This window comes from Streptomyces sp. 5-10 (assembly GCF_014712245.1).
Lineage (GTDB): Bacteria > Actinomycetota > Actinomycetes > Streptomycetales > Streptomycetaceae > Streptomyces > Streptomyces violaceusniger.
Genome location: NZ_JACVYG010000006.1, coordinates 107,484 through 127,212 on the forward strand (window position 1 = coordinate 107,484; position 19,729 = coordinate 127,212).

Annotated in this window: 18 protein-coding genes and 1 pseudogene; 9 read left to right on the forward strand and 10 right to left on the reverse strand. The window is 70.9% G+C overall.

Annotated elements, in window-relative coordinates; translation table 11 throughout:
• Positions 1–214 precede the first annotated feature (214 nt).
• Positions 215–550: a WhiB family transcriptional regulator gene (locus IEJ02_RS09630; RefSeq protein WP_020870211.1), complete on the forward strand. Its 336-nt coding sequence runs from the start codon at positions 215–217 to the stop codon at positions 548–550.
• Positions 551–1,289: 739 nt separating this feature from the next.
• On the opposite strand, the gene bagB is transcribed toward IEJ02_RS09630, so the two are convergent.
• Complete coding sequence (gene bagB / locus IEJ02_RS09635; protein ID WP_191064370.1) at positions 1,290–2,639, reverse strand: ATPase BagB; 1,350 nt, start codon at positions 2,637–2,639, stop codon at positions 1,290–1,292.
• A 53-nt stretch (positions 2,640–2,692) separates the two neighbouring features.
• On the reverse strand, positions 2,693–3,670 hold the full coding sequence (gene bagA, locus IEJ02_RS09640; protein WP_191064371.1) for an ATPase BagA: 978 nt from the start codon (positions 3,668–3,670) through the stop codon (positions 2,693–2,695).
• A 72-nt stretch (positions 3,671–3,742) separates the two neighbouring features.
• On the opposite strand from bagA, the gene sp36 reads away from it, so the two are divergent.
• From sp36 to IEJ02_RS09660, 4 genes are all read left to right on the forward strand, one after another.
• Entirely contained in the window at positions 3,743–3,898 is a 156-nt protein-coding gene (gene sp36 / locus IEJ02_RS09645) for a Sp36 family protein (RefSeq protein ID WP_020870215.1), read from the forward strand.
• On the forward strand, positions 3,898–4,368 hold the full coding sequence (locus IEJ02_RS09650) for a RidA family protein (RefSeq protein ID WP_137978594.1): 471 nt from the start codon (positions 3,898–3,900) through the stop codon (positions 4,366–4,368). Before sp36 ends, IEJ02_RS09650 begins: the two co-directional genes overlap by 1 nt.
• Positions 4,369–4,599: 231 nt before the next feature.
• Positions 4,600–5,694: an NUDIX hydrolase gene (locus IEJ02_RS09655; RefSeq protein WP_191064372.1), complete on the forward strand. Its 1,095-nt coding sequence runs from the start codon at positions 4,600–4,602 to the stop codon at positions 5,692–5,694.
• The gene (locus IEJ02_RS09660) at positions 5,691–6,521 is read left to right on the forward strand and encodes an MBL fold metallo-hydrolase (protein ID WP_137978593.1); all 831 of its coding nucleotides are present in this window, start codon (positions 5,691–5,693) and stop codon (positions 6,519–6,521) included. Before IEJ02_RS09655 ends, IEJ02_RS09660 begins: the two co-directional genes overlap by 4 nt.
• Before the next feature lie 149 nt (positions 6,522–6,670).
• Here IEJ02_RS09660 and IEJ02_RS09665 read toward each other — a convergent pair whose 3' ends face one another.
• Positions 6,671–7,345 (reverse strand): Crp/Fnr family transcriptional regulator, encoded by a 675-nt coding sequence (locus tag IEJ02_RS09665; protein ID WP_014061749.1) that lies wholly within the window; start codon positions 7,343–7,345, stop codon positions 6,671–6,673.
• Between the two features lie 224 nt (positions 7,346–7,569).
• Here IEJ02_RS09665 and nth point away from each other — a divergent pair, with 224 nt between their 5' ends.
• Genes nth through IEJ02_RS09680 form a run of 3 tightly spaced genes read left to right on the forward strand, consistent with a single transcriptional unit; the run spans position 7,570 to position 10,334 of the window.
• Positions 7,570–8,439 (forward strand): endonuclease III, encoded by an 870-nt coding sequence (gene nth, locus IEJ02_RS09670; RefSeq protein ID WP_191064485.1) that lies wholly within the window; start codon positions 7,570–7,572, stop codon positions 8,437–8,439.
• The gene (locus IEJ02_RS09675) at positions 8,436–9,119 is read left to right on the forward strand and encodes an NUDIX hydrolase (RefSeq protein ID WP_191064373.1); all 684 of its coding nucleotides are present in this window, start codon (positions 8,436–8,438) and stop codon (positions 9,117–9,119) included. Before nth ends, IEJ02_RS09675 begins: the two co-directional genes overlap by 4 nt.
• A gap of 12 nt (positions 9,120–9,131) precedes the next feature.
• Positions 9,132–10,334, forward strand: coding sequence for a MarP family serine protease (locus IEJ02_RS09680; RefSeq protein ID WP_191064374.1), 1,203 nt, complete (start codon positions 9,132–9,134; stop codon positions 10,332–10,334).
• 42 nt (positions 10,335–10,376) lie between these two features.
• Here the strand turns inward: IEJ02_RS09680 and IEJ02_RS48405 are convergent, their stop codons facing one another.
• The 7 genes and pseudogenes from IEJ02_RS48405 to IEJ02_RS09710 form a co-directional block, all read right to left on the reverse strand.
• The gene (locus tag IEJ02_RS48405) at positions 10,377–10,580 is read right to left on the reverse strand and encodes a hypothetical protein (RefSeq protein WP_075200444.1); all 204 of its coding nucleotides are present in this window, start codon (positions 10,578–10,580) and stop codon (positions 10,377–10,379) included.
• A 143-nt stretch (positions 10,581–10,723) separates the two neighbouring features.
• Positions 10,724–11,650 carry an alpha/beta fold hydrolase gene (locus tag IEJ02_RS09685; protein ID WP_191064375.1) on the reverse strand — a complete coding sequence of 309 codons (927 nt, stop codon included), beginning with the start codon at positions 11,648–11,650 and terminating at the stop codon, positions 10,724–10,726.
• Positions 11,647–12,108, reverse strand: coding sequence for a phage holin family protein (locus IEJ02_RS09690; protein ID WP_191064376.1), 462 nt, complete (start codon positions 12,106–12,108; stop codon positions 11,647–11,649). The genes IEJ02_RS09685 and IEJ02_RS09690 overlap by 4 nt, the downstream gene beginning before the upstream one ends.
• 148 nt (positions 12,109–12,256) lie before the next feature.
• Positions 12,257–13,648: a Na+/H+ antiporter NhaA gene (nhaA, locus tag IEJ02_RS09695; protein WP_191064377.1), complete on the reverse strand. Its 1,392-nt coding sequence runs from the start codon at positions 13,646–13,648 to the stop codon at positions 12,257–12,259.
• A gap of 277 nt (positions 13,649–13,925) precedes the next feature.
• A complete protein-coding gene (acs, locus tag IEJ02_RS09700) occupies positions 13,926–15,887 on the reverse strand; it encodes an acetate--CoA ligase (RefSeq protein WP_191064378.1) in 1,962 nt (653 codons plus the stop codon).
• A 114-nt stretch (positions 15,888–16,001) separates the two neighbouring features.
• A pseudogene (locus IEJ02_RS09705) lies at positions 16,002–17,027 on the reverse strand (carbonic anhydrase); the annotation flags it as partial.
• Between the two features lie 715 nt (positions 17,028–17,742).
• The gene (locus IEJ02_RS09710; protein WP_191064380.1) at positions 17,743–18,747 is read right to left on the reverse strand and encodes an ATP-binding protein; all 1,005 of its coding nucleotides are present in this window, start codon (positions 18,745–18,747) and stop codon (positions 17,743–17,745) included.
• A 101-nt stretch (positions 18,748–18,848) separates the two neighbouring features.
• On the opposite strand from IEJ02_RS09710, the gene IEJ02_RS09715 reads away from it, so the two are divergent.
• The gene (locus IEJ02_RS09715) at positions 18,849–19,676 is read left to right on the forward strand and encodes a Fic family protein (protein ID WP_191064381.1); all 828 of its coding nucleotides are present in this window, start codon (positions 18,849–18,851) and stop codon (positions 19,674–19,676) included.
• The last annotated feature ends 53 nt before the right edge of the window (positions 19,677–19,729 follow it).

A 19,729-nucleotide genomic window follows, 5' to 3' on the forward strand; every position in this document is an offset into this window, starting at 1 on the left:
GAACTGCCCGGATTTGCACTAGTAATCGCAAATGTCGTCAGCTCACTCCGTTGGGTGATCTGCCGCGTACCCATAGTCCGTTCGGACCATCCAAGATTGGGCCTGGAGGGGGTGTTGCACTGTGTCTCGCTTCCGTAACGTCCTCAACTGGCGACGGTGAATATGCCGTTTGTCGCCGTGGGGGAGCTCCGATTCGGGAGAGGACGGCGCCAGCATGGGCTGGGTAACCGACTGGAGTGCGCAGGCCGCCTGCCGCACTACTGATCCAGATGAACTGTTCGTCCAGGGCGCGGCACAGAACAGGGCCAAAGCGGTCTGCACCGGATGCCCGGTGCGCACCGAGTGCCTTGCGGATGCCTTGGACAACCGCGTGGAGTTCGGTGTGTGGGGAGGGATGACCGAGCGCGAGCGGCGAGCACTGCTGCGCCGCCGGCCGACGGTGACCTCCTGGCGCAGGCTCCTGGAGACCGCGCGCATCGAGTACGAGCGCAGCGCGGGGATTCTGCCCTTCGACGACGAGGACTACGAGCGCTTCGCCGCGGTCGGATAGACCGGCGGCGGTCCGCCGGTGGCCGCTGACAGCCTTGCCGGGCTGACGGCCTGATGGGTTGCTGACCTGGATGGGTTGCTGACCTGATGGGTTACTGGCCTGCTGGGTTCACGGCCTGCCGGTGTGAGCGTCTCGCCTCATCATCACCTCACCCACCTCTCGTCTCGGCACGAGTGGGGGTGCGAGTACGGGCGCGCCTCGTCAGGGGCGGGTACGGGTACGCGCACGCCTCCGAGCACGACCGCGGCCAAGGCCGCGGTCGGCCGTGGGGCTGTGGGGGCGCGTATGACACGGCCTCGGCTGACATGGCGTCCTGTGGCATGGCCTGGTGCGGCACCCTGGTGCGGCATGGCCTGGTGTGCCATGGTTAACAGGCCGTCGCGGCCCGGGGGTTGGTCCACCGCCTGGGCCACTGGTGCCACCTTCGGCTGCTAGTGCTGCCTTCGGCCACGGGCGACTGTGGCCTGCCTGCGCATGGGGCGTGGGTCTGCCTCTGCCTGTGCGTGCCGTGCGCCGTCGGCTGAGCAGAGGCGTCCGTCGGAGCCTGAGGCAAGCCCGAGCCCCGAACCCGGGGGCCCGGCTACGGGCGTCCGCGCGCCTGTCCTCGGCGTCCGTCACCGGGCGCCGTACGGGCCATCACCGCTGCCGCTGTCGCTCGCTGTGCGTGCTGTTGCTGTCTGTCGTGCTGTCGTGCGTCTCCATCCATGCGCGGGCGGCCGACCGCCCGGCGGGCACCGACTCAGCCCGCCGCGCGCTTGGTCCGCTCCAGCGGGACCGCGAGGCGTTCGCCGATCGCCCGCAGTCCTGCCAAGTCGTGTACGTCGCCAGGGAGTGCGGCCACTTGGGCCACCGGAACCTCGGGGTGGAGCGCCGTGAAGCGGTCGTGTGTGCGCTGCTCGCGTCCGAGCACCTGCATACGCTCCGCGTGCAGCCGAAGCAGTCCCGCGGCGAGCCGCTCCGCCGACGAGTCCGCCGACGTGGGGGAGACGTCGGGGTCCGCTGCCGAGGGGTTCCGCGCTTGAGCATTCCCTGAGGGGGGATCGACAAATCCGCCGTCGGCAAGATTTTCTGCCCCAGCGCCGTTCTTGGCCGGATCGCTACCCTCCGCGGCGTTCGCGGGCGCATCGTCCGGATCCACGGGGTCGCCCGCCAGGGTCAGGATCTCCGCGGCGGCCAACGCACGTTCCGCCGACAGCTGTTCGGCACCGCTGCCGTGCACCCGGTTCAGCACCAGTCCGGCCAGCGGCATCTGGTCCGCGGCCAGCCGTTCCACGAAGTACGCGGCCTCCCGCAGGGCGTCCCGCTCCGGCGCGGCCACCACGAGGAAGGCCGTCCCCGGAGCCTGTAGGAGCCGGTAGGTGGCCTCCGCGCGAGTACGGAATCCGCCGAACATGGTGTCCATCGCGGCAGCAAACGTCTGAACGTCGCGCATCAGCTGCCCGCCGAGCACCTTGCTGACCGTGCCCGTCATCATCGAGACGCCCACGTTCAGGAACTTCATCCCGGCCTTGCCGCCGACCTTGGCCGGGGCCATCAGGACCTTGATGAACTTCCCGTCCAGGAAGGAGCCGAGACGTTTCGGCGCGTCCAGGAAGTCCAGCGCCGACCGGCTGGGCGGGGTGTCGACGACGATCAGGTCCCATTCGTCGCGGGCCCGGAGCTGGCCGAGCTTCTCCATGGCCATGTACTCCTGCGTGCCCGCGAAACCGGCCGAGAGCGACTGGTAGAAGGGGTTCGCGAGGATCGCCCGGGCGCGCTCGGGGTCGGCGTGCGCCTCCACGAACTCGTCGAACGTCCGCTTCATGTCGAGCATCATGGCGTGCAGTTCGCCACCGTTCCCGCCGCCGACGCCCTCCACCCGGCGCGGGATGTTGTCCAGCGCGTCGATGCCCATGGACTGGGCGAGCCGGCGGGCCGGGTCGATGGTGAGGACGACGACCTTACGGCCGCGCTCGGCGGCCCGTACGCCCAGGGCGGCGGCGGTGGTGGTCTTACCGACGCCACCGGAGCCGCAGCACACCACGATGCGGGTCTGCGGATCGTCCAGCAGGACGTCGATGTCCAGCCGGGCTGCCACGTCCATGCTCATGCCGCCTCCTGCGTACGACTCGTTGTCCGTGGCGCCCTTACGGCGGGCGCCGCTCACGCCGGCCACTGCTTGCGCAGATCCGCCGCGAGCCGGTACAGCCCGGCCAGGTCGATGCCGTCCGTGAGCAGTTCCAACTCGTGCAGCGGCAGACCCAGCCCGGTCAGCTCGGCGCGCTGCGCCCGCTCCAGCATCACCCGCTCGGCGTGCTCGCGCGCCTGCTCCAGCAGCGGGTCGACCAGCCGCTCGGCCATGCCGCCGCGGCGCGCGCCGCCCAGGCCGGCCTGGGAGAGCGCCTTGGCGACGGCCGCGCGCTGCCCGTTGGCGGCCACCTCGACGGCCTCGTGGTCGAGGATCGCGGGCCGGACCATGTTGATGATGACCCCGCCCGTCGGAAGGCCGTCGGCGCGCAGCTCGGCGATGCCGTCCGCGGTCTCCTGGACCGGCATCTCCTCCAGGAGGGTCACCATGTGGACCGCCGTCTGGGGCGACTTCAGGACGCGCATCACGGCCTGGGCCTGATTGTGTATCGGACCGGTCCTGGCGAGCCCGGCCACCTCGTGGTTGACGTTCAGGAAGCGGGTGATGCGGCCAGTGGGCGGCGCGTCCATGACCACGGAGTCGTAGACGAAGCGGCCGTCCTTGCCCTTACGGCGCACCGCCTCGCACGCCTTGCCGGTCAGCAGGACGTCCCGCAGCCCCGGGGCGATGGTGGTCGCGAAGTCGATCGCGCCGAGCTTCTTGAGGGCGCGTCCGGCCGAGCCCAACTTGTAGAACATATGGAGGTAGTCCAGAAGTGCGAACTCCGGATCGATCGCCAGGGCGTGCACCTCCCCGCCGCCCGGCGCGGTGGCGATCTTCCGCTCCTCGTAGGGCAGCGGCTCCGTCTCGAAGAGCTGCGCGATGCCCTGACGGCCCTCGACCTCCACCAGCAGGGTGCGCCTGCCATCGGCCGCGAGGGCCAGCGCGAGTGCGGCGGCGACCGTGGTCTTGCCGGTTCCGCCCTTGCCACTGATGACATGGAGCCTGCTCACAGTGGGGAGCCTAACCAGTCCCCCCTCGCCCTACGCACCAGGGCCCGGCGGAGAGGCATTACAGTCGGCCCCATGACCAAGTGGGAATACGCGACCGTACCGCTGCTCGTGCACGCCACGAAGCAGATTCTGGACACCTGGGGCGAGGACGGCTGGGAGCTGGTCCAGGTGGTCCCCGGCCCGAACCCGGAGCAGCTGGTGGCCTATCTGAAGCGGGAGAAGGGCTGATGGCGGACGGCACGGTCGAGGGCAGGCTCGCCGGGCTCGGCCTGACGCTGCCCGCCGTCGCGGCGCCCCTGGCCTCCTATGTGCCCGCGCTCCGCACCGGCCCGTACGTCTACACCTCGGGTCAGCTGCCGCTGGTCGAGGGGAAGCTGGGCGTGACCGGCAAGGTCGGCGCGGAGGTCACCCCGGAGGAGGCCAAGGACCTGGCGCGCACCTGTGCGCTGAACGCGCTGGCCGCCGTGAAGTCGGTCGTCGGCGACCTGGACCGGATCGTGCGGGTCGTGAAGGTCGTCGGCTTCGTCGCCTCGGCGCCGGACTTCACCGGCCAGCCGGGTGTCATCAACGGCGCGAGCGAGTTGCTGGGCGAGGCCCTGGGCGACGCGGGCGTGCACGCGCGCAGCGCGGTGGGCGTGGCGGTGCTGCCCTTGGACGCGCCGGTCGAGGTCGAGATCCAGGTCGAGGTCGCGGACTAGCGGACTAGAGGTCGGACTAGCGAACCAGCGGGCGCCGGGTCTGCGAATCGGCGAGCGGTCCGTGGGCGGTACCGCCGGCGGGCCGGTGGGCGCACGCGCGGGCGGGCTGGTGGGCGCACTGCGGGCGTACACGGACGCGGACCGGGTGTGACGGCCGGTGCGCGAAGCGGCCCCGGCGTGGCGCCGCGGGGGCCACTCGAACATCAGCCCGTAAGCGCATAGCATCCGGCCATGTCCACTACGAATGGCCAGTGGTACCCACCCGAGTGGCCAGAGCGGATCCGGCTCCTGTCGGCCGGTGAGCTCACACCGGTGACACCGCGCCGGGCCGCCACCGTCCTGCTGCTGCGGGACGGCCCGTACGGAACGCCCGGGCAGGACGCACCACAGGACGCTCAGGGCGGGGACGGGGAGCACACACCGGACGGGCTCGACGCGGCGGAGCAGCCCGACGCGGCGCGGGGGACCGCAGGGGCGCCGGAGCCCGCGGGGGCGCCGGAGCCCGCGGGGGCCGCTGAAGGCCCTGAGACGCCCCCAGAGGGCACGCAGGACGCGGCGGGAGGGGCCGCCGGTCCCGCCGTCTACATGCTGCGCAGACGCGCCTCCATGGCCTTCGCCGGAGGCGCGTACGCCTATCCGGGCGGCTCGGTGGACCCGCGCGACGAGCGGATGGTCACCTGGGCCGGTCCCTCACGCGCCCAGTGGGCGCGGCGGCTGGGCCTGGACCCGAGCGAGGGGACGCAGGCACAGGCCATCGTGTGCGCGGCGGTCCGGGAGACCTTCGAGGAGGCGGGGGTGCTGCTGGCGGGCCCGACGCCGCACACCGTGGTCGCGGACACGACGGGGGACGACTGGGAGGCGGACCGCGCGGCGCTGGTCGCCCGGGACCTGTCCTTCGCGGAGTTCCTGGACCGCCGGGGGCTCGTACTCCGCTCGGACCTGCTGAGCTGCTGGGCGCGCTGGATCACCCCGGAGTTCGAACCGCGCCGCTACGACACCTGGTTCTTCGTGGCTGCGCTGCCGCGGGGGCAGCGCACCCGTAATGCCTCCACGGAGGCCGACCGGACCGTGTGGATCCGTCCGGGTGACGCGGCCGACGGCTACGACCGGGGCGAGCTGCTGATGATGCCGCCCACGATCGCGACGCTGCGCCAGCTCGCGGCCTACGGCTCGGTCGCCGACGCGCTGGCCGCCGCGGCGGACCGGGATCTGACGCCGGTCCTGGCCCGGGCGCGGGTGGAGAACGGGGAGCTGGTGCTGAGCTGGCCGGGCCATGAGGAGTTCACCAAGCACATCCCGGGAGCCACGGGGGGACCTTCCGCATGACGTACGCATCCGCTCTGCCCGGCCAGCCGCGCGGGGGCACCATCGGCGGCCCGGCCACCGACCGGGCCGTCTGCGTCCTGGCGCCGAACGCCTCGCCCATGACCCTGGACGGCACCAACACCTGGATCGTCGCCGAGCCCGACTCCGACCTGGCCGTCGTCATCGACCCCGGGCCGCTGGACGACGCCCACCTCAAGGAGGTCATCGCGACCGCCGAGCGGGCGGGCAGGCGCGTCGCGCTGACGCTGCTCACCCATGGCCACCCGGACCACGCGGAGGGCGCGGCGCGCTTCGCCGAGCTGACGCGGACGTCGGTAAGGGCGCTGGATCCGGCGCTGCGGCTGGGGGACGAGGGACTGGAGCTGGGCGACGTCATAACCACCGGCGGTCTGGAGCTGCGGGTGGTGCCCACGCCCGGCCACACCGCCGACTCGCTGTCCTTCCACCTTCCGGCCGATGGCGCGGTCCTTACGGGCGACACGGTGCTCGGGCGGGGCACGACCGTCGTGGCGCATCCGGACGGGCGGCTCGGCGACTATCTGGACTCGCTGCGGCGGCTGCGCTCGCTGTCGGTGGACGACGGAGTGGACACCGTCCTGCCGGGCCACGGGCCGGTGCTGAACGACGCGCGGGGTGCCGTGGAGTACTACCTCGCGCATCGCGCCAACCGGCTCGCGCAGGTGGAGACGGCGGTCGAGGACGGCTACCGGACCCCCTCGGAGGTCGTGGCCCACGTGTACGCGGACGTGGACCGGTCCCTGTGGCCGGCGGCGGAGCTGTCGGTCCGGGCCCAGCTGGACTATCTGCGCGAGCACGGGCTGATCTGACCGCGCGAGCACGGGCTGCTCTGAGGCAGTTCTGCTTTTCCAGAGCCTGTGGACCTGTGGCCTGTAGGGCCGGCCGTTCATGAGCGCCGTAAGGGGCCCGCCGGAATCCGGCGGGCCCCTTACGGTCGGTTTTCGTGTTCCGTCCGGCGTCAGCGGGAGCGCTTGGCCAGCCGCTCGACGTCCAGCAGGATCACCGCGCGCGCCTCCAGCCGCAGCCAGCCGCGGCCCGCGAAGTCGGCGAGCGCCTTGTTGACGGTCTCGCGGGAGGCGCCGACCAGCTGGGCCAGCTCCTCCTGGGTCAGGTCGTGGACGACGTGGATGCCTTCCTCCGACTGCACGCCGAAGCGGCGCGACAGGTCCAGCAGGGCCCTGGCGACCCGGCCGGGGACGTCGGAGAAGACCAGGTCGGACATCTGGTCGTTGGTCTTGCGCAGGCGCCGGGCGACCGCGCGCAGCAGCGCGGAGGCGACCTCGGGGCGGGCGTTCAGCCACGGCTGGAGATCGCCGTGGCCGAGGCCGAGCAGCTTGACCTCGGTGAGGGCGGTGGCGGTGGCGGTGCGCGGGCCCGGGTCGAAGAGCGACAGCTCGCCGATCAGCTCGCCGGGGCCGAGCACGGCCAGCATGTTCTCGCGGCCGTCGGGAGAGGTGCGGTGGAGCTTCACCTTGCCCTCGGTGACCACGTACAGGCGATCGCCGGGGTCCCCTTCGTGGAAGAGCGCGTCACCCCGCGCGAGGGTGACCTCTCCCATGGAGGCGCGCAGCTCAGCGGCCTGCTCGTCATCGAGCGCCGCGAAGAGCGGGGCGCGCCGCAGAACGTCGTCCACGAGTCTCTCCTTGTCGACATGCACAGGGGACCGACGTCCCCATGATGCCGGACGGTAAAACAGTGCGATCAATCACAAGTTTGACGCACTGGCCTGCCGAGCTGTGCGGCAGGGGTCCGATTGGGAGCCTCTTCACGGTGGCCGGGCCGGATGTCAGTGGGTGGGCTTAGGCTGGCCGGGTGTCCAATACGCCGGTGAGAGCACAGGGCAAGGGGGCCGGACGGGTGACCGCACCTCGTAATTCCGCCGTGGGCGAACAAGGGTCCGCCGATTCGACAGAAGCCTCGAAACCACATAAATCGGTCAAGGGCTCGAAGAGCGCCCGTCCCGAGTCCCGGCTCGCCCTCGTCCGCCGCGCCCGGCGCATCAACCGCGAGCTCGCCGAGGTGTATCCGTACGCCCATCCCGAGCTGGACTTCGAGAACTCGTTCCAGCTGCTGGTGGCCACGGTCCTCTCGGCCCAGACCACCGATCTGCGGGTCAACCAGACCACTCCCGCGCTCTTCGCCGCCTATCCGACGCCCGAGGACATGGCGGCCGCGGACCCGGAGGCCCTGGAGCAGCTGATCCGGCCCACCGGCTTCTTCCGCGCCAAGGCCAAATCGCTGCTCGGCCTGTCCGCCGCCCTCCGCGACCGCTTCGGCGGCGAGGTCCCGGGCCGGCTCGAGGACCTGGTCACCCTGCCCGGTGTCGGCCGTAAGACGGCCAATGTGGTGCTCGGCAACGCCTTCGGGGTGCCGGGCCTGACCGTGGACACGCACTTCGGGCGGCTGGTGCGGCGCTGGAAGTGGACCGCCCAGGAGGACCCCGAGAAGGTCGAGGCGGAGATCGCCGCGCTCTTCCCCAAGAGCGAGTGGACGATGCTCTCGCACCGCATCATCTTCCACGGCCGCCGCGTCTGCCACGCCCGCAAGCCCGCGTGCGGCGCCTGCCCGATCGCCCCGCTCTGCCCGGCGTACGGGGAGGGCGAGACCGACCCGGACAAGGCGAAGAAGCTGCTGAAGTACGAGATGGGCGGCCAGCCGGGCCAGCGCCTGCGCCCGCCGTCCGACTACCCCGGCCGTCCCGCCGCCCCCCTGGGAGCCGCCGAGTGACGAGCACGTACGGGGATGTGGAGGTCAGCGCCCAGGGGCTGCCCGAGTGGCTGCTCCCGGTGGCCCGGCTGGCCGAGACGATCGAGCCGCGCCAGCTGAGCCGGTATCTGCCGCCCGCGCAGGGCGGAGGCCGCCCCTCCGCCGTGCTGGTGCTCTTCGGCGAGGGCCCCGGCGGCCCCGAGCTGCTGCTCATGGAGCGCTCCGGCTCGCTGCGCTCGCACGCCGGCCAGCCCTCCTTCCCCGGCGGTGCCCTCGACCCGGAGGACGGCGATCCGGAGGAGGAGGGCCCGCTGCGCGCGGCGCTGCGCGAGGCCGAGGAGGAGACCGGGCTCGACCCCTCGGGGGTGCAGGTCTTCGCGGTGCTGCCGCGGCTCTACATCCCGGTGAGCGGCTTCGTCGTCACCCCGGTGCTGGGCTGGTGGCGCCGGCCCACCCCGGTCGGGCCGGTGGACCCGGCGGAGACGGCCCGGGTCTTCACGGTCCCCGTGGCGGATCTCACGGACCCGGCGAACCGGGCCACCACCGTCCACCCCAGCGGCCACCGGGGGCCCGCCTTCCTGGTGGGATCCGCTCTGGTCTGGGGTTTCACCGCCGGAGTGATCGATCGCATCCTGCATTACGCGGGCTGGGAGCGACCGTGGGACCGAGCCAAGCACGTCCCACTCGACTGGCGCGCGTGAGACGGTGTTCCGGTGAATGTGCTGGACATCCTGCTGCTGCTCGCCGCCGTGTGGTTCGCGATCGTCGGCTACCGCCAGGGTTTCGTCGTCGGCGTGCTGTCGGTGACGGGGTTCATCGGAGGCGGGCTGATCGCGGTCTATCTGCTGCCGCTCATATGGGACGGCACCACCGACGACAAGGCGTCCCCGGGCACCGTCGGTGCCGTGGTGGCGATCGTCCTGGTGATCGTGTGCGCCTCGGTCGGCCAGGCGGCCACCACCCACCTGGGAAACAAGCTGCGGCGGTACATCACCTGGTCACCGGCGCGCGCCCTGGACGCGACCGGCGGCGCGCTGGTGAACGTCCTGGCGATGCTGCTGGTGGCCTGGCTGATCGGCTCCCTGGTGGCGCAGACCTCGCTCCCCACCCTGGGCAGGGAGGTCCGCGACTCCAAGGTGCTGCTCGGGGTGTCCCGCGTCGTTCCCGACGAGGCGAACACCTGGTTCACCGACTTCTCCTCGGTGCTCGCGCAGAACGGCTTCCCGCAGGTCTTCTCGCCCTTCGCCAACGAGCCGATCACCTCGGTGCCGCAGCCCGACCCCGCGCTCGCCCAGTCGCCGGTGGCCACGCGGGCACAGGAGAGCATCGTCAAGGTCGTCGGCACCGCCCCCAGCTGCGGCAAGGTCCTCGAGGGCAGCGGCTTCGTCTTCGCCCCGAACCGGGTCATGACCAACGCCCACGTCGTCGGCGGCGTCAGCGACCCGACCGTGCAGATAGGCGGCGAGGGCCGGCTCTATGACGCCAAGGTCGTGCTCTACGACTGGAAGCGCGACATCGCGGTCCTCGATGTGCCCTCGCTGCAGGCCCCGGCGCTGCAGTTCGCGCAGGGAGACGCGCGCACCGGTGATGGCGCGATCGTCGCCGGCTTCCCGGAGAACGGCGCCTTCGATGTGCGCGCGGCCCGCGTCCGCGGCCGTATCGAGGCCAATGGCCCCGACATCTACCGCCGCTCCACCGTGCACCGCGATGTGTACTCGCTGTACGCGACGGTGCGGCAGGGCAACTCCGGAGGTCCGCTGCTCACCCCGCAGGGGCGGGTGTACGGCGTGGTCTTCGCCAAGTCCCTCGACGACGCCAACACGGGGTATGCGCTGACGGCGGACGAGGTGAGCGAGGACATCCAGAAGGGGCGCACGGCCGACCAGCCGGTGGACAGCCAGGGGTGTGCCCTCTAGTTTCCGGTGTCGCCGTGGCCCCGGGCCGCGCCCGGGATACTGCTAGCGGCTGCGTGGATGGCGCAGTCGCGCCGAGACCCACCGGGCCCGGCGGCGGATGATGCGGGGAATCCCGATGTTCGGGTCATGGCCTTGGGTAGGCCCGGAGCCGCCCCGCTCGGAAACGCTCAGCGCGGCATTGGCAGTAGCGGCGGCCTCGGGGCCGCGGCTGTTTGGTGCGTCACGGTAGTCGTGCGTCCAGCCCATACCTCGGTGTGTGCCCCTGACCCAAGGTCCGTAATCGCCGCTGGCTGCGGCAATTGGCCTATGCTCCAGGCAATTGGCTGTTCGAAAAACAGATGTTCGCCCGTGCGCGGGGACGTGGTCGGAATGCGTACGTCCGACGACGCTCAGCGGTCGGGTTCGGGATCCTTCAGCCAGTTGATCAGTTCGGTGCTGAAGGCCCGCGGGTCCTCCTCGTGCGGGAAGTGGCCGAGCCCGTCGAAGAGCCGCCAGCGGTAGGGGGCCTCCACATACTCACCGGAGCCCGCCGCGCTGCGGGTGCGCATCACCGGGTCGAGTGACCCGTGCAGATGCAGGGTGGGCACCCGCACCGGTCGCTTCATCCGCCGGTTGAACTGGAAACCGTCCGGCCGTGCCAGCGACCGCACCATCCAGCGGTACGGCTCGATCGAACAGTGCGCGGTCGAGGGGATGCGCATCGCCCGCCGGTAGATCTCCACCGCCTCGTCCTCGGGCAGCCGCGGTCCGGACCAGTCCCGGATCAGCCGCCCCACGGCCGCCGCGTCGTCCGCGACCAGTTGGCGCTCGGGCAGCCAGGGTCGCTGGAAGCCCCAGATATGGGAACTGGCGGCGCTCTGCTTGACGTCCGCGAGCATCGCCGAGCGCCAGCGACGGGGATGCGGCATCGAGGCCACCGCGAGCCGCCGCACCAGCTTCGGCCGCATCACGGCGGCCGTCCACGCAAGGTATCCGCCCAGGTCATGGCCGACGAGCGCGGCGTCCGGCTCACCCAGCGAGCGGATCACACCGGTGATGTCGAGGGCGAGGTTGGCCGGGTCGTAGCCCCGCGGCGTACGGTCGCTGCCGCCCACCCCGCGCAGATCCATCGCGACCGCGCGATAACCGGCGTCGGCGAGCGCGGGCAGCTGGTGCCGCCAGGTCCACCAGAACTGCGGAAAGCCGTGCAGCAGCAGCACCAGCGGGCCGTCACCCAGCTCGGCGATGTGGAAGCGTGCGCCGTTGGCCGCGACATCCCGGTGGGTCCAGGGGCCGTCGAGCCGTACGACCGACGCGGAGGTATCAGGGACGGTCATGCCGACGAGCGTGTCACATCCCGCGCCGGGCGTCCGCCATTGCTCTCGGCACGCGGATGCGGCTTGACGCTCCCCAGTACGGCGGCCGTCTCCTTGGACGAGGAAATCGACCGCTTCGGGGCCTTGACCTTCTTGAACTTCAGCAGCGCCAGCAGTCCCAGGATCCCGGCGAACAGCCAGTAGATCCCGCCCACGATCAGGAAGCACCAGGCGAGGCCGAGGCCGGTCCACGAGCGCATCCCGTAGGCGAGGGCGAAACTCAGCACCGGCAGCGAGAACAGCAGCAGCACCCCGGCCGCCATCCCCGCGCCGCTGCCGACCGCGGCCTTCTTGGCCCCCACCCGGAGCTCGGCCTTGGCCAGCGCGATCTCGTCGTGCACCAGCGCCGACAGCTCGGTGGTCGCCGTCGCCACCAGCTGGCCGAGGCTGCGGTTGCCGCCGTCGTCGGCTGCGCTCATCGCCATCTCCCTCTGCTCTTGTGCGTCTTACGCTCGTGTCTTGTGCGTGTTGTGCGTCGTGCTGCTCGTGCTGTGTCGTCCACGCTTGGTACGTCGTCAGTGCTTGCTACGTCTTCTGCGCATTTCTGCGGCTGTCAAGCCTCTCAGATCATGCCGGACCATCGTCGCCGGAGTCGTTTGCGGCAGCCACTTCGGCAAGCCGCCGGTGCTCGGCGGCCTTTGCCTCGTGAATGGCGGCCATCCGCAGGTGGTACGCGGGACTGTCGAGTTCGTAGACATCCGGGATGCCGTCCATGTCCTCGTCCCGCTCCTCCTCCTGACACAGCCGCTGGTACTTGGTGTTGCGCAGTTTGAGGAGGATCCCGGCGAACAGGGCCGCGGTCAGCGAGCCGATGAGGACCGCCGCCTTGACCTCCTCGGCGAGCGTGGGATCGCCGGGGAAGGCGAGTTCGTCGATGAGGAGGGAGACGGTGAAGCCGATTCCGGCGAGGGTGGCCACGGCGAAGACATCGGCCCAGGCCAGGTCTTCGTTCAGCTCGGCCCTGGTGAAGCGGGCGGCGCACCAGGAGCCGCCGAAGACGCCGACGGCCTTGCCCACGACGAGGCCGAGGACGACGCCGAGGGTCTCCGGGCGGGTGAAGACATCCGCCACGGCGCCGCCGGAGAGCGGCACCCCGGCCGCGAACAGCGCGAACAGCGGCACTGCCACCCCCGCCGACACCGGGCGCACCCGGTGCTCGACGCGCTCGGCGGGGGAGCGCTCCTCGCCCTCCCGCACGGTGCAGCGCATGATCAGGCCCATCGCGACGCCGGAGATGGTGGCATGCACCCCGCTGGCGTGCATCAGCGCCCAGATCACCACGGCGAGCGGGAGGTATATCCAGGCCGTCCGGACGCCCTTGCGGTGCAGCAGCCAGAAGAGGGCGAGCGCGGCGACGGACAGGATCAGGGCGACGAAGTTGATGTGCTGGGTGAAGAAGATCGCGATGATGAGGATCGCGCCGAGGTCGTCGACGACCGCGAGGGTGAGCAGGAAGGCGCGCAACGCGGCGGGCAGCGCGGTGCCGATCACGGCGAGGACGGCGAGCGCGAAGGCGATATCGGTGGCGGTCGGCACGGCCCAGCCCTTGAGGCTGCCGCCGCCGCTCGCGCTGACGGTGACATAGACGAGCGAGGGCACGACCATGCCGCAGACGGCGGCGATCACGGGCAGCGCGGCGGCCTTGGGGTCGCGCAGCTCGCCCGCGACCAGCTCACGCTTGAGCTCGATACCGGCGACGAAGAAGAAGATCGTCAGCAGGCCGTCGGTGGCCCAGGAGGCGACCGAGAGACGCAGATGCAGCGCCTGGGGGCCGAAGGAGAAGTCCCTGATGTCTCCGTAGACGCCGCTGAGGGGGGTGTTGGCGAGGACCAGCGCCACGATGGCGGCCACCAGGAGGATCACACCGCCGACGGTCTCGGTGCGCAGCGCGTTGATGACGAACGTCCGCTCGGGCAGCGACGGGCGTCCGAGGAACTTGCGGCTGGTGGGCGCGGCCACGGGCGGGCCTCCTGGGTGGGTCGAGGTGCGGATACACGTATGGCGTATGCCGACCAGACTTCCCGGCGCTCCTGCCCATCATCTTGTCGTAATTTTTACGCGACAGCCACCTGCGAAAGCCGCCCGCCGCCAGGGCCGGCTACCGGCGGCAGCCGCACCGCCGCCTGCGACAGCTACCGGCGGCGGTCAGCCGGTGCGGCGATCCGCAGTGGCCACGACGCAGGGGCGCCCCCGCCAGGCGGGAGCGCCCCTCGTCTGTTCGGCGCAGGTGCTGGGATCAGTCCTCGCTGGGGGCGGAGGGCAGCTTGCTCTGGATCAGCTCCATGACGGAGGAGTCGGTGAGCGTGGTGACATCGCCCAGCGCCCGGTTTTCGGCGACATCGCGCAGCAGACGGCGCATGATCTTGCCGGAGCGGGTCTTGGGCAGCTCGGCCACCGGCAGGATCCGCTTGGGCTTGGCGATCGGGCCGAGCTGCTTGGCCACATGGGCCCGCAACTCCTCGACCAGACCCTCGTCCTCGGCCGCACCGCCGCGCAGGATGACGAACGCGCAGATGGCCTGGGTGGTCTGCGGGTCGGTGGCGCCGACGACCGCCGCCTCGGCGACCTTGGGGTGCGAGACGAGCGCCGACTCGACCTCGGTCGTGGAGATGTTGTGGCCGGAGACCAGCATCACATCGTCGACCCGGCCGAGCAGCCAGATGTCGCCGTCGTCGTCCTTCTTGGCGCCGTCGCCCGCGAAGTAGCGCTTGTCGAAGCGGGACCAGTAGGTGTCCAGGTAGCGCTGGTCGTCGCCCCAGATGGTGCGGAGCATGGACGGCCACGGTTCGGTGAGCACCAGATAGCCGCCATGGCCGTTCGGCACCTCATTGGCCTCGTCGTCCACGACGGTGGCGGCGATGCCCGGCAGCGCTACCTGGGCCGAACCGGGCTTGGTGGCGGTGACGCCCGGCAGCGGGCTGATCATGATGCCGCCGGTCTCGGTCTGCCACCAGGTGTCGACGACCGGCGTGGTGTCCGCGCCGATGTGCTTGCGGTACCAGACCCATGCCTCGGGGTTGATGGGCTCGCCGACGGAGCCGAGGATCCGCAGCGAGGAGAGGTCGAACTTGGCCGGGATGTCGTCGCCCCACTTCATGCAGGCGCGGATCGCGGTCGGGGCGGTGTACAGGATGGTGACGCCGTACTTCTGGATGATCTCCCACCAGCGGCCCTGGTGCGGGGTGTCCGGGGTGCCCTCGTAGAGCACCTCGGTGGCGCCGTTGGAGAGCGGGCCGTAGACGATGTACGAGTGGCCGGTGACCCAGCCGACGTCCGCCGTGCACCAGAAGACATCGGTCTCCGGCTTGAGGTCGAAGACGGCGTGGTGGGTGTAGGAGACCTGGGTGAGGAAGCCGCCTGAGGTGTGCAGGATGCCCTTGGGCTTACCGGTCGTACCCGAGGTGTAGAGGATGAACAGCGGGTGCTCGGCGTCGAACGCCTCGGGGGTGTGCTGCTCCGGCTGGCGCTCCACGATCTCGTGCCACCAGACGTCGCGACCCTCGCTCCAGTCCACCTCCTGGCCGGTGCGGCGGACGACCAGCACATTGCGCACGTTCTCGGTGCCGGGCCGGGTGAGCGCCTCGTCGACGGCGGGCTTGAGCGCGGACGGCTTGCCACGGCGGTAGCCGCCGTCGGCCGTGATGATGACCCGGGCGTCGGCGTCCTGGATACGGGTGGCGAGAGCGTCGGCCGAGAAGCCGCCGAAGACCACCGAATGCGGGGCGCCGATACGGGCGCAGGCCAGCATCGCGACCACGGTCTCCGGGATCATCGGCATATAGATGGCGACGCGGTCGCCGGACTGGACCCCCAACTCGGTCAGTGCGTGGGCCGCTTGGGAGACCTCCCGCTGCAGCTCGGCGTAGGTGAGGGAGCGGGTGTCGCCGGGCTCGCCCTCGAAGTGGAGCGCCACCCGGTCGCCCAGGCCGTTCTCGACATGCCGGTCGACGCAGTTGTACGCCACATTGAGCTTGCCGTCGGCGAACCACTTCGCGAATGGCGGGTTCGACCAGTCGAGTGTCTCGGTCGGCGCGGTCGCCCAGGACAGCCGACGGGCCTGATCGGCCCAGAAGCCCAGGCGGTCCGCCTTCGCCCGCTCATACGCCTCGGCAGTGACATTGGCGTTCGCGGTCAGCTCGGCGGGCGGCGCGAAGCGACGCTCCTCCCGAAGAAGGTTGGCCAGGCTCTCGTTACTCACGACATCTCCCATTCCCAGGGTGTCCGTTGTGTCCCGGGCCATAGCTCATCAGCCAACGGCACACCCTGACAAGGGCTGTCGCCGAAAATTGGTTTAGACCTGTCACTGTGCACGTCACCGCCCCAGCTCCAGGGCGCCCTGTGCGGGGTCGCCGCCCCGCTCCGCCACGCCGGAATGGCCTCTTCCGAGCCGGGTGGGGGCCGCCGTGGCGGCGAGGCAGACGGGCGTCGGCGCGCCATGGTCCGGGCGGACGGGCAGAAACCTCCCCGTACCCGTGTCCAGAACATACGCCTGGGCCTCCGCCACCTGGAAATACATGCCGTGCAGCGCCAGCCCGCCCTCCGCCACCCGCTGTGCCACACAGGCGTGCTCCATCAGATGGTCGAGCTGCTGTCTCACATTGACCAGCGCCAGCCGCTCCACCTCGTCGGCGATCGCCCGGCTCGACAGGGCGACCTCACCGCGCCCCAGTCGGCCGATCCGCTCCATCCGTGCCAGCGCCGGTCTACCGTGGCGCAGCCAGCGCTCCAGCGGCGTGCGCTCCCCGTCGGGGGATGCCCCGGGTCTGCCGATGGACGCCCCAGGTCCGCCCGATGCCTCGGCCCCGCCGCCGGACGCCCCGGGCCGGGACGGTGTGCGGACCGGCGCGGATGAGTCGAGCAGCGCTTGCATCGCACCGCATCCCGAATGACCGCACACCGTGATGCTGCTGATCTTCAGCACCTCCACCGCGTACTCGATCGCTGCTCCCACCGAGTCGCAGGAGTCATCGGAGCCCGGTGGTGGCACCAGATTGCCGACATTGCGCACGGTGAACAGATCGCCGGGCCCGCTGGAGGTGATCATGCTGGTCACCAGGCGGGAGTCGGCGCAGGTGAGGAACAGCTGGCTGGGTCGCTGCCCCTCCCGCGCCAGCCGGGCCAGCTCATCGCGGACCAGCGGTGCCGTATGGCGCTGGAACGCGCTCACCCCGCCGAGCAGCTGACCGCCCGCGTCCCCGCCGGCAGCGACGCTCGCCCCGGCGCCCGCAGTCTTCGGGGCCGGACGGGTGCAGTGGTGATCGCGCCACGGCGTCCACGGTCGGCAGGCCCGGGCGCCGCCCATCTCCGCGACCCGCCGCACCGCCGGTCCATCGGCTGCTCCCCGCCCGGAGCCCGGGGATCGCCGGGAGGCCGAGGGCCGGAGGGTGCCCGAGGGCCGTCGAGAGCCCGCTGCCCGCTGGGAGTCCGAGGGGCGGAGGGTGCCCGAGGGCCGGACGAGCACTGTGAGGAGGGTGATCGCGAGGGCCACGGTGGCGGCCATGAGTCCGGCCTGGAGCGAGGCACCGCAGGCCGACGCGATGCCCAGCGAGACGGAGGCGATGCCCAGTGAGAGAGGAACGGCGAACCGGAAGAGGGCGGCCGAGGCGGAGAGATCTCCGCGCCTGGGGCGGGAGACCGGGTGGATCCGGTCCAAGAGCTTCAACATTCCCGTCTCCTCCGGGGCTTCGGTCGCGGATAGGAGCGCGGCCGTGGGTCACGGCGTACTGCGGTACTGACTTCCAAGCGTTGGTAAATGAATCGTAATGCCGAGTAAAGTCGCTGGGAAGTCTTTTGTGAGTGAGTGAGCCGGTATTCCACCTATAGGGTGAATAGTCGTTTAAAACGCCTTGTTGCCCTCTGTTCTTTTCCGCGCCCGTGCTGGCCCCACAGGATCCACGGCATCTGGGACTTCTCGCTGCAGCAGATCCCGGTACCGGTACGTTGGGATGTGGTCGCCGGGTGGCTGGAAGCTGCTACCTGGCCGCCGAGCCGGGGCCGGACGTCCGATCGTGAAACGGCGCATGAGTGGACGTCCGGGCACCACGCGCAGACGGCTATGCGGGAGCGGGAGTTGCCGCCGGGCTCTCCCCTGGTACGAACTCCCGTAGCCCGAAGGCGGGGTCGACCTGGGCGGCAAGGTCGGCACCCGTCTTCGCGTTCCCCCAGCTCTGTGCGTTCTTCAGGTGGAAGTGCACCATCTGACGGGTGTACCGCTGCCAGTCGCGCCGCTCGTACGACGCGTCCACCGCGTCCTGAAGTGTCCGCAGCGCGTCGCGGTTCGTCTCCTCCAACTCCTCGAACCGGGGTGCACGGCCCTTCTCCATGGCCCGGACCCAGTCGGAGTGGCCGAACGCGACCAGCAGGTCATCGCCCACCTCCGCCCGGAGGAAGTCCAGATCGTCCTGGCCCTGCACCTTGTTGCCGACCACCTGGAGCGCCACATCGAAGTCGCGGGCGTACTCCTTGTACTGGCGGTAGACGGAGACGCCCTTGCGCGTGGGCTCGGCCACCAGGAACGTCATGTCGAATCGGGTGAAGAGGCCGGAGGCGAAGGAGTCGCTGCCCGCCGTCATATCGACGACGATGAACTCGCCGCGCCCGTCGACCAGATGGTTCAGACACAGCTCGATCGCGCCGACCTTGGAGTGGTAGCAGGCGACACCGAGGTCGGCTTCGGTGAAGGGGCCGGTCGCCATCAGCCGCACCGACCCGTTGTCGAGCGGCAGTGTGCGGGCGCATGCCTGGTAGACGGGGTTGTCCTCACCGATTCGCAGCAGCCGTGAGCCCTCACCCGGCGGGGTGGTCTTGATCATGGTCTCGGCGGAGGCGATCCGGGGGTTCGTGCCGCGCAAGTAGTCCTTGATCAGCGGGAGATGGGCGCCCATCGCGGGCAGTGCGGCGGCCTCCGCCTCGTCGAGTCCGAGCGCCACACCCAGATGCTGATTGATATCGGCGTCGACGGCGACGACCGGGGCGTGGGTGGCGGCGAGATGCCGGATGAACAGCGACGACAGCGTGGTCTTGCCGCTTCCACCCTTGCCTACGAAAGCGATCTTCATGTTCACCTAGCGTAGGTGAGTGATCCCGGACCATGCGGGATTTACGTGAAGAACACCACTCCAACGAGGGCGACCGGTGTGAGGTGCGTAGTGTCGTACTCATGAGTACGTCAGCTGATCCGCTCGCCACCCTGGCCGCGCTGCCCGGCGTGACCGAGTCCGTGAACGCCGTACGGACCGCCGTGGACCGGGTCTATGGGCACCGGGTGATGCGCCGCCGCAGCAATGAGGTCACCTCCGAGGCGGCGTTGCGCGGGGCGCGGGGTTCTGCCGCGCTGGCCGGTGCGGACTGGGCACTGGAAGAGGTGCGCCGCCGCACAGACTTCGGGGCCGAGGGCGAACCGCGCACGGTGGGGGCGGCGCTGCGGCTGACCGCCGAGGCGGGGCAGCTGCTGAGCATCTGGCGGCAGTCGCCGCTGCGGGTGCTGGCCCGGCTGCATCTGGTCGCGGCGGGCGGGGCGGAGGGCGACGAGGGGATCGGCCGCCCGCGGCAGTCGGGTGAGCCGGTGGACGAGCCGCTGATCGGGTCCGATCTGCCGCTGCCGGACGCGGACGAGGTGGCGGGGCGGCTCGATGGGCTGGCCCGGCTGCTGCTCGCGGGCAGCGAGGCTCCGGCGCTGGTGACGGCGGCGGTAGTGCATGGCGAACTGCTCGCCCTGCGGCCCTTCGTCTCCCGCAATGGTCTGGTGGCGCGCGCGGCCGAACGGATCGTGCTGGTCGGCAGCGGTCTCGATCCGAAGTCCATCTGCCCGGCCGAGGTGGGGTACGCGGAGTTGGGCGCCGCGCCGTACATGGCCGCGCTGGAGGGCTATGCGTCCGGGACGCCGGAGGGGATGGCGGTGTGGATCGCGCACTGCGGACGGGCGGTTGAGCTCGGGGTCCGGGAGTCCACGGCGGTCTGCGAGGCGTTGCAGCGCGGGGCGGCCTGACGCGGATGGGTGTGGCCCGATGTCGGAGAGGCGCGGGCCGATGCGGGACGGGT